This is a genomic window from Nocardioides halotolerans DSM 19273, from assembly GCF_000422805.1.
Lineage (GTDB): Bacteria > Actinomycetota > Actinomycetes > Propionibacteriales > Nocardioidaceae > Nocardioides > Nocardioides halotolerans.
Genome location: NZ_AUGT01000012.1, coordinates 208,686 through 223,534, shown reverse-complemented (window position 1 = coordinate 223,534; position 14,849 = coordinate 208,686). Strand labels below are relative to the sequence as shown.

Below are 14,849 nucleotides of genomic sequence, written 5' to 3'. Positions count from 1 at the left end.
GTCCGTGGTTGGATTGGGATGTCAGGGGAGGCACCGCCGGGGAATCTTTGGGGACCCCGTCTACGTTGCACCCACGACACCAGATGAAGAAATGAGGCCGTCGTGAACACTGCAGTCGCACCAAGCTCGCGACTCACCGCAGCAGACCGCTGCGACCGGTGCGGGGCCCAGGCCTACCTCCGTGTGGAGCTCCAGTCGGGCGGTGAGCTCCTGTTCTGCGCCCACCACGCCCGCGAGCACGGTGACAAGCTCAAGCAGATCGCCGCCACCGTCGTCGACGAGACCGACAGGCTGACCGACCGCAACCCCACCACCGCCGGCTCCGGGGCCGACGGCCAGGGCTGACTCCGCCGAACACCGACTTCGAAGGCCCCGGATCCCACGGATCCGGGGCCTTCTGCTGTGTGAAAGGGTCGTCCCGTGTCCGGCGTCGAGGTGCTCGTGGCGCTGGCCATCGCGGTCGGCCTGGTCGGGATCCTGGTCCCGATCCTCCCCGGCTCGGTGCTGGTCCTGGCAGCGGTGCTGGTCTGGGCCTGGGACGTCGGTGGCACGACCGCCTGGGTGGTCTTCGGGGTCGCCGCAACGGTGCTGGTCGCGGGCGGGATCATCAAGGTCCTCGTCCCCAACCGGCGGCTCAAGGACGCCGGCATCCCTGCCTCGACCCAGTGGATCGGCGCCGCGCTCGGGGTCGTCGGGTTCTTCGTCGTCCCGGTGATCGGCCTGTTCATCGGCTTCGTGCTCGGCGTCTACCTCGCGGAGCACCACCGGCTCGGCGCGGCGGCGGCCTGGCCCTCGACCAAGCACGCGCTGAGGGCCGTCGGCCTCAGCATCCTCATCGAGCTCGTCGCCGGCGTGCTCGCGACGGCGGTCTGGGTGGCCGGGGTGGTGCTGACATGACGGTGCTGACATGACGGTGCTGACATGACGGTGCTGCTGTCGCTGCTGGCCGCCGCGTCGTACGGCCTGTCGGACTTCAACGGCGGCTGGGTGTCGAAGCGGGTGAGCGCCTGGACGGTGGCCCTGGCGGCCCAGCTCGGCGGGGTGGTCGCCACGCTGGCGATCGCCCTCCCCTCCGACGCGCGCCCGTCCGGGGCGGACCTGGCGTGGGCGCTGCTGGCCGGCGTCGGCAACGGGTTCGGGACGGCGTTCCTCTACCGCGGCCTGTCCACCGGGCGCATGGGCGTGGTGGCGCCGGTCTCCGGGGTGGGCGCCGCGCTGCTGCCCGTGGTGACCGGGGTCCTGATCGGCGAGCGACCGGGGCCGGTCGTCTGGATCGGGATCGCGCTGGCGTTCCCGGCGATCTGGTTCGTCGCCCGCGAGTCGTCCGCGGCCGCGGCCGGGTCGGCGGGCGTGGTCGACGGCGTGCTAGCCGGCCTGGGGTTCGGCACGCTCTTCGTGGCGCTCTCGCGGGTCTCCGAGGACGCCGGACTGCTGCCGCTCGCGCTCAACCAGGCCGCGGGCGGCGTGGTCATCGTGGCGGTGGCCCTCGTGCTGCGGCAGGCGTGGCTGCCCCGTGACCCCCGCGCCTCGCTGGGCCTGGTGAGCGGCGCGCTGGCGGCCCTCGCCACGTGGCTGTTCATGGTCGCGACCCGGGGCGGGAACCTCACCGTGGCGTCGGTGGTCGTCTCGCTCTACCCCGCGTTCACCGTGATGCTCGCCGCCCTCGTCCTCCGCGAGCGGGTGCAACGAACGCAGGGCGTCGGCCTCGTGCTGTGCGCCGTCGCGGTCGCGCTCGTGGCCGCCGGCTGAGGCGGGTTCGGCCCGGTCCGGCGCCGTCGGGCTGGGGTAAGGTGCCCGGACACCGTCGGCCACCCGGCCCGCGCGTGGGCAGAAGGGCGTCGAGCATGGAGACCACGGCCGGCTCGTTGCGGCACCTGCTCACCGAGGTCGTGGCCGCCCGCGGCGCGCTGCACCGGCAGCGGCGGCGGATGCCCGTCGTACGCCTCGACCTCGGCGCCGCCCAGGATCGCCTGGCGCAGGCACTGCGCGCCTACGAGCACGCGCTCCGGGCCGACGGTGCACCGGTCCCCTACCGGCTGCGCGACGAGCTGCGGCTGCTCGAGGCCCTGGCCGAGCCCGGCGTCTAGCGGCCCGGCCCGGGGCTTCAGAACTCCTCGGCCAGGCGCTTGATCCGCGCCAGCCTGCTGTCCCACTGCCTGCCGATCCGCTCGAGCTCGCGCGCGACGTCGCTGAGGCGGCCGCCCAGCGCACGATGGACCAGCTCGCGCCCGACCCGCTCGGACTCGACCAGGCCGGCCGAGCTCAACAGGTCGAGGTGCTTGACGATGGCCTGCCTGCTGATCGGGAACTCACGGGCCAGCGCCGAGGCGGAGGCCGGCGCCTCACCCAGCCGGGCCAGGATCGCCCAGCGGGTGTCGTCGCCGAGCGCGGCGAACACCGGGGTCAGGGTTGCGGCCGGCACGTCAGGCTCCCCCGTCTCCCTGCACGAAGCGCCTCGCCGCCTCGAGCTCGACCTGCCAGCCGTGGGTGTTCTCCTTGATCTGGTTGTCGATCGCGGCGCGGTCCTTCTTCAGCGTGCTGAAGCCGCTCTCGACGACGCGCAGCGTCACCCCGCCCGGGCGGTCCTCGATCCAGAACGCCACCGTCGTACCGGCCTCGGGCGCGACGTTGTCGACCCAGTGGTAGGTGAGGTGGCGGGGCTCGTCGCGCTCGAGCGTCGCGAACCTGAACGTGCCGTGCTTGGGGTGCACGACGACGTCGTAGTCGCCCTCCCGGCGCGTCTCGGTGTCGGGCTCGATGTCACCGTCGTTGATCCACCAGCCGGGCCGGGTGATCAGCGACCAGACCTTCTCGGCGCTGGCGTCGATGTCGATGCTCCGCTCGATGCGGTCGAGCTCCGCGTCGAGCTGCCCGTCGGTCTGCCCGTCGGTCTGCCCGTCGGTCTGGGTCATGCTCCGCTCCTCTGGTCGATGTGCAATGCCAGAGTTGCATATCCGACGGACAGATGCAACCTGTCGGTTGCGTCCAGGGAACGACGACGCGGGCGCCCCCCGGGGCAGTGGAGGGCGCCCGGTCGTGGTCAGGCGGCCGGCGCCGCCTGGCAGTCGGCCAGGCGGGCCTGGGCCTTGGCGAGGCGCTGGAGCTGCGCCTTCTTCGCCTTCTTCTCGTGCTGCTTCTTCGCGAGCGCCTTGTCGAGCCTGGCCTGGAGGCGGGCCTGCTCCTCGGGGGTGGTGGCCGCGGCCAGCGCCTCCTGCAGCCGCTCGACCTTGGTCTTCTGGTGCTCGAAGACGGCCGTGACGTGGGCCAGCGCCTGCTCGGCGCGGGTCACCTGCGCCTGCTCCTTGGCGCAGGGCTCCGCGCCGGGCTTGTCGGCGTGGGCAACCGGTGCGCCTCCCACCACGAGTGCTGTCGTGACGGCGGCGGCTGCGAACGTACGGGTGAACCTCATGCGAGCTCCTTGGTCCGGTGGCGGGGGTGCGCTCCCTTCCTGTCACCGGCCGTCCCCAGCGTTACGGCTCCTCGTACCCCTCTGGACCAGTGCGGCCAGAGGATCGCTACCCCGCCCCGCTGCTCCTTGCCCTCAGAAGGGGCTGGAGAGGCAGAGCGCCTGGGGCTGGGCGTAGGTGGGCGAGCCGTAGCCGGCGCCGGCGATCAGCAGGAAGTTCAGCCGGATCCGCAGCCGCCCGGAGACCGGGATCTGGTACGGCGCCGCCTCGCCGAGCCCCCTGTCGCCGATGGCCGTCCGGGTGCCGTCGAGGGCATAGCTGAACCGGCCCACCGTCCCGGAGCTGGAGCCGTTGTCCATGCCGTAGTAGAAGCTCACGGTGACGCACTTGTAGCTGAGGTTCCACTCGGTCCAGCGCTCGGAGTCGCCGGTGTCCATGTCGTCGGCGTACATCGCGGAAGGGAACGTCTGCGAGCCGATGTCGGCCCGGCCGGAGTAGACGTACGACGTCTCATCCACGTCGTTGTCGTCGTTCAGCTCGTACCACTGGTAGACGTCGGACTTGACGACGTTCGAGACGTACTTCCTCTTCTTGGTCTTGATCGTGACCCGCCAGGTGTTGGCGCCGTTCGCGGTGGCGATGCCCGAGATCGCGAAGGTCCCGTCGCCGCCGACCTTGGCCCGTCCGACGCCGACCCAGGCGCCGTCGTTGACCCGGCGCAGGAGCGTGGCCGTCTTGCGCTTGGTCTTCTTCGACGCGGAGCCGACGAAGGTGAGCGTCGTGCCGCTGACGACGCCGGGGGCGCCGACCAGCTGGAGCTTGACCTTGCCGGCCTTCTTCTGGGTCGGGGCCCGGTCAGCGGCCCCGGCCGGCACCGCGGCCGCCCCCAGCAGCACCATCAGGACCGCCACCAGCACCGCCACCAGCTGCACGACACGTGTCTTCACGCCTGTTCCCCGCTTCTCAGATCCCCCGAGGCCGCCCTCCGCGGCCGTGTGGGACGACATGCTAAGCGGAGACGTCGTGCGCTCGACCGCAGGAACACGCCGTCCCACCAACTGGTCCGGGTGACGCCAGACGACGAAGCGGGCCGCCCCGGTCGCCCGGCGCGGTCCGCTCAGTCGGGTGTCTCAGTCGAGGTAATCGCGCAGGACCTGCGAGCGGCTCGGGTGGCGCAGCTTGGACATCGTCTTCGACTCGATCTGGCGGATCCGCTCGCGGGTCACGCCGTAGACCTTGCCGATCTCGTCGAGGGTCTTGGGCTGGCCGTCGGTGAGGCCGAAGCGCATGCTGACGACGCCGGCCTCGCGCTCGGAGAGCGTGTCGAGCACGGCGTGGAGCTGCTCCTGGAGGAGCGTGAAGCTGACGGCGTCGGCCGGGACGATCGCCTCGGAGTCCTCGATCAGGTCGCCGAACTCGGAGTCGCCGTCCTCGCCGAGCGGGGTGTGCAGCGAGATGGGCTCGCGGCCGTACTTCTGGACCTCGATGACCTTCTCGGGGGTCATGTCGAGCTCCTTGGCGAGCTCCTCCGGGGTCGGCTCGCGGCCGAGGTCCTGGAGCATCTGGCGCTGGACCCGGGCGAGCTTGTTGATGACCTCGACCATGTGCACCGGGATGCGGATGGTGCGGGCCTGGTCGGCCATGGCGCGGGTGATCGCCTGACGGATCCACCAGGTGGCGTAGGTCGAGAACTTGTAGCCCTTGGTGTAGTCGAACTTCTCGACCGCGCGGATCAGACCGAGGTTGCCCTCCTGGATCAGGTCGAGGAAGAGCATGCCGCGACCGGTGTAGCGCTTGGCCAGCGAGACGACGAGGCGCAGGTTGGCCTCGAGCAGGTGGTTCTTGGCGCGGCGCCCGTCCTCGGCGATCCACTCGAGCTCCTCGAGCAGCTTGGCCGCGATCTTGCCGCCCTTGGCCAGCTTCTCCTCCGAGAACAGGCCGGCCTCGATCCGCTTGGCGAGCTCGACCTCCATCTCGGCGTTGAGGAGGGGCACCTTGCCGATCTGCTTGAGGTAGTCCTTGACCGGGTCGGCGGTCGCGCCGGCGACCATGACCTGCTGCTCGGGCTCGCCGGTGTCGTCGGCGTCGGAGACGACGAACGTCGCCGAGGCCTCCTTCTCGTCCTCCTCGATGGAGGGGTCGGCCTTGACGTCCTTCTCGAACTGCTCGTCGGGGAGGTCGGGCAGGACCTTCTTGCCGTCGGGACCGATCACGACCTCGGCCGCGGGCTCGACGACCGCGCCGTCGGCGGCCTCCTCATCCTTGCCGGCCGCCTTCTTGGCCGGGGCCGCCTTCTTGGCGGGAGCGGCCTTCTTCGCGGCGGTGCTCTTGGCGCCGTTGGGCGCCGCCTGCTTGGTGGCCGGGGCCTTGGCGGCGGCCTTCTTCGTGGCCGCGGTGGCGGTCTTCTTCGTCGTCGTCGCTGCAGCCACGCGGGCGCCGGTCACGTCGATGTGGACCGAGACACCGAGCGCGCTCAGGTGCTCGAGCAGCCCCTTGAGGTGGCGGGGCTCGACTTGGGCGTCCTCGCTGGCCCGGCGTACGTCCTCGGGGCTGATGCTCCCCCCGGCACCCTTGCCGACCAGCTCGACGATGGCGGGGTGGGTGAGCACGTGCTCAGGGACCTTGCGCGCGTTCGAGGAAGACACGAACACCTCTTCAATCGGTGACTGGTGGCACACGCTGGGCGGGGCCGAGGATCGGGCTTTGGGCGCGGCACGACCCGCTGTCGTCAAGAGCCGCGTTGTTCATTCTGCCACGCGGGCCAAGGGGTTCCCGCATCGGCACCGCACGCGGACGAGCGTGTCGCCGCGGCCCGTGATCCGTCAGGGATCGACGACGTACGTCGTGGTCGCCGGCGGTGCCGCACGGGTGCTGAAGGTGAGGTGCCAGTCGCGCTGGGTGTCGCCGTCGATGTCGAGCACCCACTCGTAGCGCTGCCCCGGCTGGAGCGGGAGCGGCCCGATCTGGAAGGCCAGCGGGAAGTCGAGGTCGGCGCCCGGCACCACGCCGGTCGGCCGGCCCACCTCGACGTCGCCGTTGATCTCGACCGGCTGCGGTCCGTCGGCTCCCGGCACGACGACCGGCTCGCCGTCCTGCCCGATCAGACGCAGCCGCAGGTGCAGCTTGGCGTTGGCGCGGTCCCACGGGACGTCGAGCTTGATCGCGATCGCCGAGGGCGCACCGGCGCTCGTGACGCTCCAGCCGCCGCCGCTGACGTAGAGCTTGCCGTCGGCGACCACGGCGTAGTCGGCGAGGAGCAGGGTGGCGCGCACGTCAGCCCGCCTGCGCCTTGGCCTCGGCCTTCGCGGCCTTCTTGAAGTCGCGGACCTTCTGCAGCGACTCGGGGTCGGTCACGTCGGCCACCGAGCGGTATCCGTCCTCGGCGTACGCGCCGACCGCCGCCTCCCAGCCCTCGGGGCGCACGCCGAGCTGCTTGGCCAGCAGCGCCACGAAGATCTGCGCCTTCTGCTTGCCGAAGCCCGGCAGCGCCTGCACGCGCTCCATCAGGTCCTGTCCGCTGGTGGCCTCGGTCCAGATGCGCGCGGCGTCGCCGCCGTAGTCGCTCTCGACCAGGGCCGCCAGCGCCTGGAGCCGCGCCGCCATCGACCCGCCGTAGCGGTGGATCGCCGGCGGCGTCGTGCACAGCGTCGCGAACTCGTCGGGGTCGGCCGCCGCGATCGCGCCCGGCTCGATGGAGCCGAAGCGGGTGAGCACCTTGTGCGGTCCCCGGAACGCGTGCTCCATCGGGTACTGCTGGTCGAGCATCATCCCGACCAGCAGCGCGAACGGGCTGTCGTCGAGGACGCGGTCCGCCTCGGCGTCGCCGGTGATGTGGATGGCCATGGTGGCCATCTTGACCCATCGGGGGTCGCCGACTCATCGGCCGGTCGAGCCCTCAGTCCGACTTGACCGCGAGGACGGGGCAGGACGCGTCGAGCAGGATGCGCTGGGCGTTGCTGCCGAGGATCAGCTTGCCGACCGGTGTACGCCGCCGCAGGCCGATGACGATCAGCTCGGCGCCGACCTCCTCGGCGATGGCGAGGAGGTTCTCGGACGCCTCCAGGCCGGTCTCGGGCTGGCGCACGTCGACCGTGACGCCCGCCGACTCGACGCGGGACCGGACCCCGTCGAGCTCCGCCGCGGCACCGTCCTCGGATTCCCCATGGTGGGCTCGGTGGGCGTTGACGACGACCAGGTCGGCGCCACGCAGCGTGGCCTCGGAGATCGAGGCGGCGAGCGCTGCCTCGCCCTCGGGCTTGGGCACGTACCCCAGTACGACAGTCGGCATGGCAACTTCCTCCTGCGCGTCCGGGTACCCACGAGCAACCCCTGGCACGCTACCGGGTGCCCGCCCGAGCGGCCTGTGGAGAGCCTGCGTCGGTCGCGGGAGTTGCGGGGAGGTCTCAGGGATGGAGGGCCTGAGCGCACCGCTGCCGGCGCGCACCGACGCGCTCCTGAGGTGCGCGGTCGTCGACCACGTCACGCGGGAGAGGCGCCGGGTGTTCCCACCCGTGCTGCACGTCGGCACCCCGGGCGGAGGCGTCGCGTCGCTGGACGCGGCGTCGTGCGAGCCCGCCGACCACAGCCTGCGCACCGACCTCGTGGCCGCGCTCCGGGCGCGCGCCGGCGCGCACGACGACCTCGTCTGGCTCACCCGCTGCGGCGGGCCGGACCTGCAGGACGTCGACGTCCGCTGGCTCGCGGCCGCCCGCGCGGCATACGACGAGGCCGGCGCGGCGTTGACGTTCGTGGTCGTCGACCGGCACGGCTGGCGCGACCCGCGCAGCGGGCTGGCCCGCACCTGGGCGCGGGTGCGGCCCCGGAGCCGCTAGGCGGGTCAGTCCCAGGTGTGGACCGGCTCGTTGGTGTGCATCCGCTCGCGGTACTCCAGCAGCGTCGCGCGCAGGGCGTCGAAGCGCTCCATGTCGGAGCGCTGCCCCATCCGCCGGACGAACCACTCGGCGCCGTTGGTGCCGAGCAGGCAGCGCTGCTCGATGATGCCGAGCAGCCGCTCGCTGGTGGCGCTGTCGACGCCCCACTCCGCCAGGCCCTCGCGCGCCATCGGCAGGAGCCGGCGCAGGGTCAGCTCGGTGGCAGACACCTGGCCGATGCCGGGCCAGTAGACCTGGGCCTCGATGCCGTGCTGGGCGGCGACGTGGAAGTTCTCCTCCGCCGCGCTGAACGACATCTGCGACCACAGGGGCCGCTCGCTCTCGGCCAGCGACCGCACCAGCCCGAAGTAGAACGCGGCGTTGGCGACCGTGTCGACGATCGTGGGGCCGGCCGCGAGCACGCGGTTCTCGACCCGCAGGTGCGGCACTCCCCCGGCGATGTCGTAGACCGGGCGGTTCCAGCGGTAGATCGTCCCGTTGTGCAGCCGGAGCTCGGAGAGCTGCGGCACCCCGCCCTCCTCGAGCACCGCGAGCGGGTCCTCGTCGTCGGTGATCGGCAGCAGGGCCGGGAAGTAGCGGACGTTCTCCTCGAACAGGTCGAACACGGACGTGACCCAGCGCTCGCCGAACCACACCCTCGGCCGCACGCCCTGCGCCTTGAGCTCCTCGGCCCGGGTGTCGGTGGACTGCTCGAACAGCGGGATGCGGGTCTCGCGCCACAGCTCGTGGCCGAGGAGGTACGGCGAGTTCGCGCCCACTGCCAGCTGGATGGCGCACATCGCCTGGGAGGCGTTCCAGTACTCGGCGAAGCTGTCGGGCGAGGTCTGCACGTGGAACTGCGTGCTGGTGCACGCCGCCTCCGGCACGATCGAGTCGGTCGTCGTCTCGAGCCGGTCGACGTTGCCGATGCCGGCGATCTGGATCGAGATGTCCTCGCCCCGGGCGTTGAGGATCTGCTCGCCGAGCAGCTTGTAGCGCGGGTTGGGGCTGATGCTCGCCGCGGTCATGTGGTCGGGGCCGAGCGTCGGGAGGATGCCGATCATCACCATGTGGGCGCCGACCTGCGCGGACTTCTCCTCGGCGCCGTTGAGGTCGCGGCGCAGGAGCTCCTCGAAGGTCTCCAGCCCGCCCTCGCGCAGCTTGACCGGCGGCACGTTGATCTCGATGTTGAACAGGCCGAGCTCGGTCTGGAACGCCGGGTCGGCGATCGCCGCGAGCGCCTCGGTGTTCTTCAGGGCCGGGTCGCCCCGCTCGTCGACCAGGTTGAGCTCGACCTCGAGGCCGGTCATGGGGTCGTCGGTGTCGAACCGCGCCTCGCGCAGCATGCGTGCGAACACGTCGAGGCAGCGTCTGACCTTCTCGCGGTAGCGCGTCCGGTCGGCCCGGGAGAACTCCTGCGCCTCCACCTCTTCACCCATGACGGGACCTTAGGGGCTCGGTCGCCTCCGTGGGGAGGGCGTCCGACGTCGTCGGCGCCTCCTTGGTGCGGGCCAGCACGTCGTCCACCACCCCCTCGATCGAGCCGGTGCGCTCATGGGCAGCGCGCTGGCGGGTCGCGCCGGTGCCACCGAGGACGCGCTCCACGCCCCGCGTCACCCGCCCGAGGTCGCCGGCCGCCTCGAGCCGGTCGCCGACCAGGTCGACGAGCGAGCCCAGCACGTCGCGGGCCGGCCGCAGCTCGCGGTCGGCCGGGTCGAGCAGGTCGTCGGCGAGGCCGTAGCGGGCCGCCCGCCAGCGCGCCGCGCGCAGCTCCTCCGACCGCCAGTCGGGCAGCGGCTCACCGGCGGCCGCCTGGAGCGCCGCCGTCTCGACCAGGCCGCGCACCAGCGCGGCCAGCAGCCCCACGTCGTGCAGGTCGGTGACCACGTCGAGGACCCGCACCTCGAGGGTGGGCTGCCCCTCGGAGAGCCGGGCGTCGAAGTAGAGCATCCCGGTGTCACGCGCCGCGCCACTGGCCAGCATCCGCTCGCAGGCGCGGCGGTAGCCGGCCACGGACCCGAACGCCTCGGTCGGCCCGGCGCTGGGCCAGGTCGCCCACTGCTGCGACCGCCACGAGGCGTAGCCCGTGTCGGCGCCGTCGGCGAACGGCGAGTTGGTGCTCACCGCGAGCAGCACCGGCAGCCAGGGCGCGATGCGGTCGAGGCACGCCACGCCCTCCTCGTCGGACTCGATGGCCACGTGCACGTGCATCCCGCAGGTGGTGCCGAGCCGGGCCACGGCACCGTAGGTCTGCACCATGTCGCGGTAGCGGTCGTCGGCCGTCACCTCGGGGTCATCGAGCCCCATCGGGATCGTGGCGCACGCGGCCACGGCCAGGTCACGGGCGGCGGCGGCCCCGATGGCGCGCCGTCGGCCCTCGAGGACCTGCGCCACCACGTCGTCGACCTCCCGCGCCGGGTCGGTGCGGGTCTCGAGCTGGTGGCGGAACAGCTCCTGGTCGAGCAGCGGGACGGGGTCGGGGTGCGCCTGGGCGTCGGTGTAGGCACGGAGCACCTCGGGCGCGCGTGAGGTCACGGCCCGCGTCTCCGGGTCGACGACCAGCAGCTCCTCCTCGACGCCGAGGGTCCGGGTGTCCATGGGCGGGTGGTACCCACGCTCATGCGGGGCGGCCGGGTCGTCACGACGCGACCCCGGACCACGCGGACGGCGGGACCGCGCGGATGAGCACGTCGGCCACCAGGCCGGCCAGCGTGTTGTCGGGGTCGGCGGCCCGGCAGCGGTCGACGGCACACCAGGCCAGCGCGCCGTGGCCGGCCAGCCAGGCGGCCAGGGCGAGCACCGCGGCAGGCGCCGCGACCAGGTCGTCGGGAGCGCGCTGGACCGCGTCGGTCCAGAGCCGGACGTGCGCGGTGGCGACGTCGCGCGTGATGGCGGCCCACGCCGCGTCGCGGCCGCCGACGTCGAGCATGCCGAGCAGCACCCGCGCCAGCTCGACGTCGCGGAACCGGCCGTCGTCGAGCCGCGTGTCGACGAGGTCGGCGATCTCGCCGGGCGGGCTGGGGAGAGCCCGGCGGACCAGCCGGGCCACCTCGGCCGCGGCCTCGGGGCTGGACCGCAGCCCGGCCTCGAGGTCGGCGCGCGACGCGTGGACGACGATGCCCTCGGCGACCGCCTGGGCGCGGAAGAGGTGGTCGCGGACGTCGTAGGGAACCCCTGTCGCCGGCGCCCCGGGACGGCCCGGCGCGAACCACCGGCCCCCATGAGCGCGCAGCACCTCGACCACCTCGATGCCGGCCCCGCGGAACGCGGCGCGCAGGCACCGCACCACCGCGCGGGCGGAGGGCCCGTGGCGGGCGTAGACCACGAGGACCACCTGGGCGACGTGGTGGTGCAGGGCGGGCTCGAGGAGCTGCTCGACGGCCTCGTGGGCGTGCTCGGGCGGAGGGAGGTCGACGCGGGCGTGGAAGGTCTCGTCGCCGCCGAAGGTGAGCATCACCACCGACTCGTGCGGTTCGAAGCCAAGCACGACCGGCACCACGGCCAGGACGTCCTCGGGCGTGCGTGCGGTGAAGGTGGGGGCGCGGGGCGCCGGGCTCGCGGGAGTTGTCATGCCGACGACGCTGCCCGCCGGCGGCGACGATCCGGCGAGTGATCGTGCCGGGTTGGGGACAACCCTCTCGCGAGGGCGAGCTGTGCACGCGAGGTGGACGTCTCCGGGACCAGCGGCCGCTCACCCGCGTGGTGACGTCCGCGCCGGGAGGTACCTTGCCGCCGTGCGCGCCCACGCCTCGGTCCTCCACCTGGATCTGGACGCGTTCTTCGCCGCCGTGGAGCAGCGCGACAAGCCCTCGCTGCGCGGCAAACCCGTCGTCGTCGGGGGCGTGGGCGGGCGTGGCGTGGTCGCGACGGCGTCCTACGAGGCGCGCAAGTACGGCGTCCGCTCCGCCATGTCGACGCGCGAGGCGCGGTCGAGGTGCCCGCACGCGGCGTTCCTGTCCGGCCGGTTCGACGCCTACCGCGACGCCAGCGCGATCGTGATGGGCCTGCTGCGGGCGGCGTCGCCGCTCGTCGAGCCGCTGAGCCTCGACGAGGCCTTCGTCGACCTCGCTGCCGCGGGGCTCGACGACCTCGAGGTCCCGACCGTGACGGCGTTCGCCGAGGACCTGCGGTCCCGGGTCGCCGAGGCGACCGAAGGGCTCACCGCGTCGGTCGGGATCGGGAGCTCGAAGTTCATCGCGAAGGTGGCCAGCGACCTCGACAAGCCCGACGGCCTGGTCGTCGTGGCTCCCGGCACGGAGCAGGAGCTGCTGCGCCCCATGAGCGTCACGGTCATCCCGGGCGTAGGCCCCGCGACCGCGGAGCGGCTGCGCCGGGTCGGCATCCACACCGTCGCCGACCTCGAGTCGGTCAGCCTCGAGGAGCTCGTCTCGCTCGTCGGCAAGGCGCACGGCGCCGGCCTCCACGCGCTGGCGCGGGCCGACGACGACCGGCCCGTCGAGCCCGACCGGGAGACCAAGTCGGTGAGCTCGGAGGGCACCTACGACACCGACCTCACCGACCGCTCGCTGATGGAGCACCTGCTGACCCGGCAGGCCAACGACGTGGCGGCCCGGCTGCGCAAGCACGGCCTCTCGGGGCGCACCGTGACGATCAAGGTGCGCCTGCACGACTTCACCACGCTCAACCGCTCCACCACGCTCGCGTCGCCGACCGACAACGGCGCCACGGTCGCGCGGCTCGCCCGCGGTCTGCTCGCCGACCTCGACACCTCCGGCGGGGTGCGCCTCCTGGGCGTCGGGGTCTCCGGGCTGGCGGACTGGATCCAGGAGGACCTGTTCGGCGAGAGCGAGGAGGAGCCCGAGCTCGACCTCCCCGAGCCGGAGATCACCCGGGCGCGCGACCGCCCCGGCTGGTCGCCCGGCACGGACGTCGTCCACGACGAGATGGGCAGGGGCTGGGTCTGGGGCTCGGGCCGCGGCGTGGTGACGGTCCGCTTCGAGACCGCGGAGACGCCGCCCGGCCCGGTCAGGTCCTACGCCGTCGACGACCCCGCCCTGCGGCCGTGGTCTCCCCCAGCGCCTGCTGGAGAGAGCTGAGTCCTCGCGAGCTGTGGCTCTTGACCGTCCCGGCCGTGATCCCCAGGTCGGCCGCGGTCTCCTCGACGCTGAGGCCCAGCCAGTGCCGCAGCACCACGGTCTTGCGCTGCATCTCCGGCAGCCCCTGGAGCGCCCCGAAGAGGGCGGAGCGCTCCTCGAGGGGCAGGCCGCCGGAAACGGCCCGGTCGTGCCCGTCGAGGCCGGACCGCTCGCGGCGCCATGGACGCCGCCCCTCGTCGATATGGGCGCGCACGATGATGCGGCGCACGTAGGCATCGGGCTCGACGTCGGCGCGCAGCCGGGGCCAGGCCAGGTAGAGCTTGGTCAGCGCGGTCTGGAGGAGGTCGTCGGCGCGGTGCCAGTCGCCGCAGACCGCGTAGGCGATCCGGCGCAGGTGGGCCTGGCGGGCGGCGACGTAGTCGACGTACGCCGCGTCCCGCTCGTCCGGCCCTCGGCTCACCGCAGCCCCTCTCCCGAGGCGAGCCGGCTGCGCACGTGGTCGAGGAACGCCGCGAACGTGGGCTCCGGGAGCACCTCCGCGTCGACCGGGAGCAGGTCGGCGTCACGCCCGTGACCGCGGACGAGCACGAACCACGTGCGGCCCTCGCGCTGGACCTCGACCATCCGGTCGCCGGCGGTCGTGTAGCCGTCGATGAGAGGCGCGGCCCGGGTCTCCACCAGCACCGCACCAGGACCGGCCTGCAGCCCGTCGGCGGCGTCGACCGTGAGCAGGACGGGGGTGCGCGGACCGCCGTTGAGCTCGACCATGCTGGCCAGCCAGTCCTCGAAACGGCTGTAGCCCTTGCCCGGGTCGTCGGCGGCCGCGGTCGGGCCCTGCGAGCCGTTCGGCTTGCCGTCGCCATCCACCTGGTTCTCGAGGGTGAGCAGCATCCAGCGCGTCCGCGCGCCGTCGGTGACCACCACGCCGAGCGACGCCTCGGGTGGCCGGAAACCCATCGGCTCCTCGACCCGCCGCGTGATCCGCCAGCCGTCCTTCACGACGACCCGGCCGTCGATGTAGAACGACGCGGGAAACTCCTCGGACACGAACGCCTGCTCGGCACGGTGCGCCTGGCGTTCTGCCTTCTGGCTCAGCCGCTCCAGCGCGGCCTGCAGCTCCGACGTCGTGAGCGTGGCTCCCTCGGAGGGCTCGGCGGACGGCGTGCCGGAGAGTGCCGCCGACGGGCTGCTCGTCAGGAGCGGCAGCGGTTGGCCGTCCACGTCCGCATGCCCACCGACCGCCCCGGAGAGCGCGGCGCCCAGGCCGACGACGGCGACGACCGCCACGGTCGTGCCCACCAGGCCCGCGCGCTGACGTCGGCGCAGCGCCGCGCGCCCCTCGCTGAGCCGCTCGGCGGGGCTGGGGAGGCTGTCGGGGCCGGCCCCGAAGCTGTTGTCGAGCAGCTGCGCGAGCTGGAGGTTGCCGTCGCCGTCTCTCATGCCACCTGTCATGACACCTGTACGGAGCGTTCGTCGGATCGGTTGTCGTGCGGCCCCGATCACCAGTAAATCCG

Annotated in this window: 19 protein-coding genes; 6 read left to right on the top strand and 13 right to left on the bottom strand. The window is 72.9% G+C overall.

The genetic code is table 11. From position 1 onward, the window contains the following. Positions 1-102: 102 nt before the first annotated feature. The 4 genes from G514_RS0103985 (at position 103) to G514_RS0103970 (ending at position 2,087) form a co-directional block, all read left to right on the top strand. Positions 103-345, top strand: coding sequence for a DUF7455 domain-containing protein (locus tag G514_RS0103985; RefSeq protein ID WP_028650702.1), 243 nt, complete (start codon positions 103-105; stop codon positions 343-345). 75 nt (positions 346-420) lie between these two features. Further along, a complete protein-coding gene (locus G514_RS0103980) occupies positions 421-897 on the top strand; it encodes a DUF456 domain-containing protein (protein ID WP_028650701.1) in 477 nt (158 codons plus the stop codon). Between the two features lie 24 nt (positions 898-921). Next, positions 922-1,749 carry a DMT family transporter gene (locus G514_RS0103975; protein WP_028650700.1) on the top strand — a complete coding sequence of 276 codons (828 nt, stop codon included), beginning with the start codon at positions 922-924 and terminating at the stop codon, positions 1,747-1,749. Between the two features lie 95 nt (positions 1,750-1,844). Continuing rightward, on the top strand, positions 1,845-2,087 hold the full coding sequence (locus G514_RS0103970) for a hypothetical protein (protein ID WP_028650699.1): 243 nt from the start codon (positions 1,845-1,847) through the stop codon (positions 2,085-2,087). Between the two features lie 17 nt (positions 2,088-2,104). Here G514_RS0103970 and G514_RS0103965 read toward each other — a convergent pair whose 3' ends face one another. The 8 genes from G514_RS0103965 to G514_RS0103930 form a co-directional block, all read right to left on the bottom strand. Beyond that, on the bottom strand, positions 2,105-2,422 hold the full coding sequence (locus G514_RS0103965) for an ArsR/SmtB family transcription factor (RefSeq protein WP_028650698.1): 318 nt from the start codon (positions 2,420-2,422) through the stop codon (positions 2,105-2,107). Between the two features lies 1 nt (position 2,423). Continuing rightward, complete coding sequence (locus G514_RS0103960; protein WP_028650697.1) at positions 2,424-2,912, bottom strand: SRPBCC domain-containing protein; 489 nt, start codon at positions 2,910-2,912, stop codon at positions 2,424-2,426. Positions 2,913-3,040: 128 nt separating this feature from the next. Then, positions 3,041-3,409 carry a hypothetical protein gene (locus tag G514_RS30115; protein WP_157544587.1) on the bottom strand — a complete coding sequence of 123 codons (369 nt, stop codon included), beginning with the start codon at positions 3,407-3,409 and terminating at the stop codon, positions 3,041-3,043. Positions 3,410-3,541: 132 nt separating this feature from the next. Next, on the bottom strand, positions 3,542-4,354 hold the full coding sequence (locus tag G514_RS0103950; protein WP_157544586.1) for a hypothetical protein: 813 nt from the start codon (positions 4,352-4,354) through the stop codon (positions 3,542-3,544). A gap of 183 nt (positions 4,355-4,537) precedes the next feature. Next, on the bottom strand, positions 4,538-6,058 hold the full coding sequence (locus G514_RS0103945; RefSeq protein WP_028650694.1) for an RNA polymerase sigma factor: 1,521 nt from the start codon (positions 6,056-6,058) through the stop codon (positions 4,538-4,540). Between the two features lie 171 nt (positions 6,059-6,229). Further along, the gene (locus G514_RS28940) at positions 6,230-6,679 is read right to left on the bottom strand and encodes a DUF6941 family protein (protein WP_051246671.1); all 450 of its coding nucleotides are present in this window, start codon (positions 6,677-6,679) and stop codon (positions 6,230-6,232) included. 1 nt (position 6,680) lies between these two features. Continuing rightward, positions 6,681-7,250, bottom strand: coding sequence for an HhH-GPD-type base excision DNA repair protein (locus G514_RS0103935; protein ID WP_028650693.1), 570 nt, complete (start codon positions 7,248-7,250; stop codon positions 6,681-6,683). 52 nt (positions 7,251-7,302) lie between these two features. After that, positions 7,303-7,695 carry a universal stress protein gene (locus G514_RS0103930; protein ID WP_028650692.1) on the bottom strand — a complete coding sequence of 131 codons (393 nt, stop codon included), beginning with the start codon at positions 7,693-7,695 and terminating at the stop codon, positions 7,303-7,305. Positions 7,696-7,816: 121 nt separating this feature from the next. On the opposite strand from G514_RS0103930, the gene G514_RS0103925 reads away from it, so the two are divergent. Further along, the gene (locus G514_RS0103925; RefSeq protein WP_028650691.1) at positions 7,817-8,239 is read left to right on the top strand and encodes a hypothetical protein; all 423 of its coding nucleotides are present in this window, start codon (positions 7,817-7,819) and stop codon (positions 8,237-8,239) included. Between the two features lie 5 nt (positions 8,240-8,244). Here the strand turns inward: G514_RS0103925 and G514_RS0103920 are convergent, their stop codons facing one another. From G514_RS0103920 to G514_RS0103910, 3 genes are read right to left on the bottom strand one after another with little or no spacing between them, the layout of a single operon-like run. Then, positions 8,245-9,717, bottom strand: a complete 1,473-nt coding sequence (locus G514_RS0103920) for a glutamate-cysteine ligase family protein (protein WP_028650690.1) — start codon at positions 9,715-9,717, stop codon at positions 8,245-8,247. After that, entirely contained in the window at positions 9,710-10,876 is a 1,167-nt protein-coding gene (locus G514_RS24755) for a carboxylate-amine ligase (RefSeq protein WP_084151758.1), read from the bottom strand. Before G514_RS24755 ends, G514_RS0103920 begins: the two co-directional genes overlap by 8 nt. A gap of 40 nt (positions 10,877-10,916) precedes the next feature. Beyond that, the gene (locus tag G514_RS0103910; RefSeq protein ID WP_084151757.1) at positions 10,917-11,849 is read right to left on the bottom strand and encodes a DUF4192 domain-containing protein; all 933 of its coding nucleotides are present in this window, start codon (positions 11,847-11,849) and stop codon (positions 10,917-10,919) included. A 163-nt stretch (positions 11,850-12,012) separates the two neighbouring features. Here G514_RS0103910 and G514_RS24750 point away from each other — a divergent pair, with 163 nt between their 5' ends. Further along, positions 12,013-13,335, top strand: coding sequence for a DNA polymerase IV (locus G514_RS24750; protein ID WP_036563484.1), 1,323 nt, complete (start codon positions 12,013-12,015; stop codon positions 13,333-13,335). On the opposite strand, the gene G514_RS24745 is transcribed toward G514_RS24750, so the two are convergent. Then, a complete protein-coding gene (locus tag G514_RS24745) occupies positions 13,265-13,795 on the bottom strand; it encodes a SigE family RNA polymerase sigma factor (protein WP_036563482.1) in 531 nt (176 codons plus the stop codon). The two genes, G514_RS24750 and G514_RS24745, sit on opposite strands and share 71 nt — an antisense overlap. Next, a complete protein-coding gene (locus G514_RS0103895) occupies positions 13,792-14,775 on the bottom strand; it encodes a hypothetical protein (RefSeq protein WP_028650688.1) in 984 nt (327 codons plus the stop codon). The genes G514_RS24745 and G514_RS0103895 overlap by 4 nt, the downstream gene beginning before the upstream one ends. Positions 14,776-14,849 lie beyond the last annotated feature (74 nt).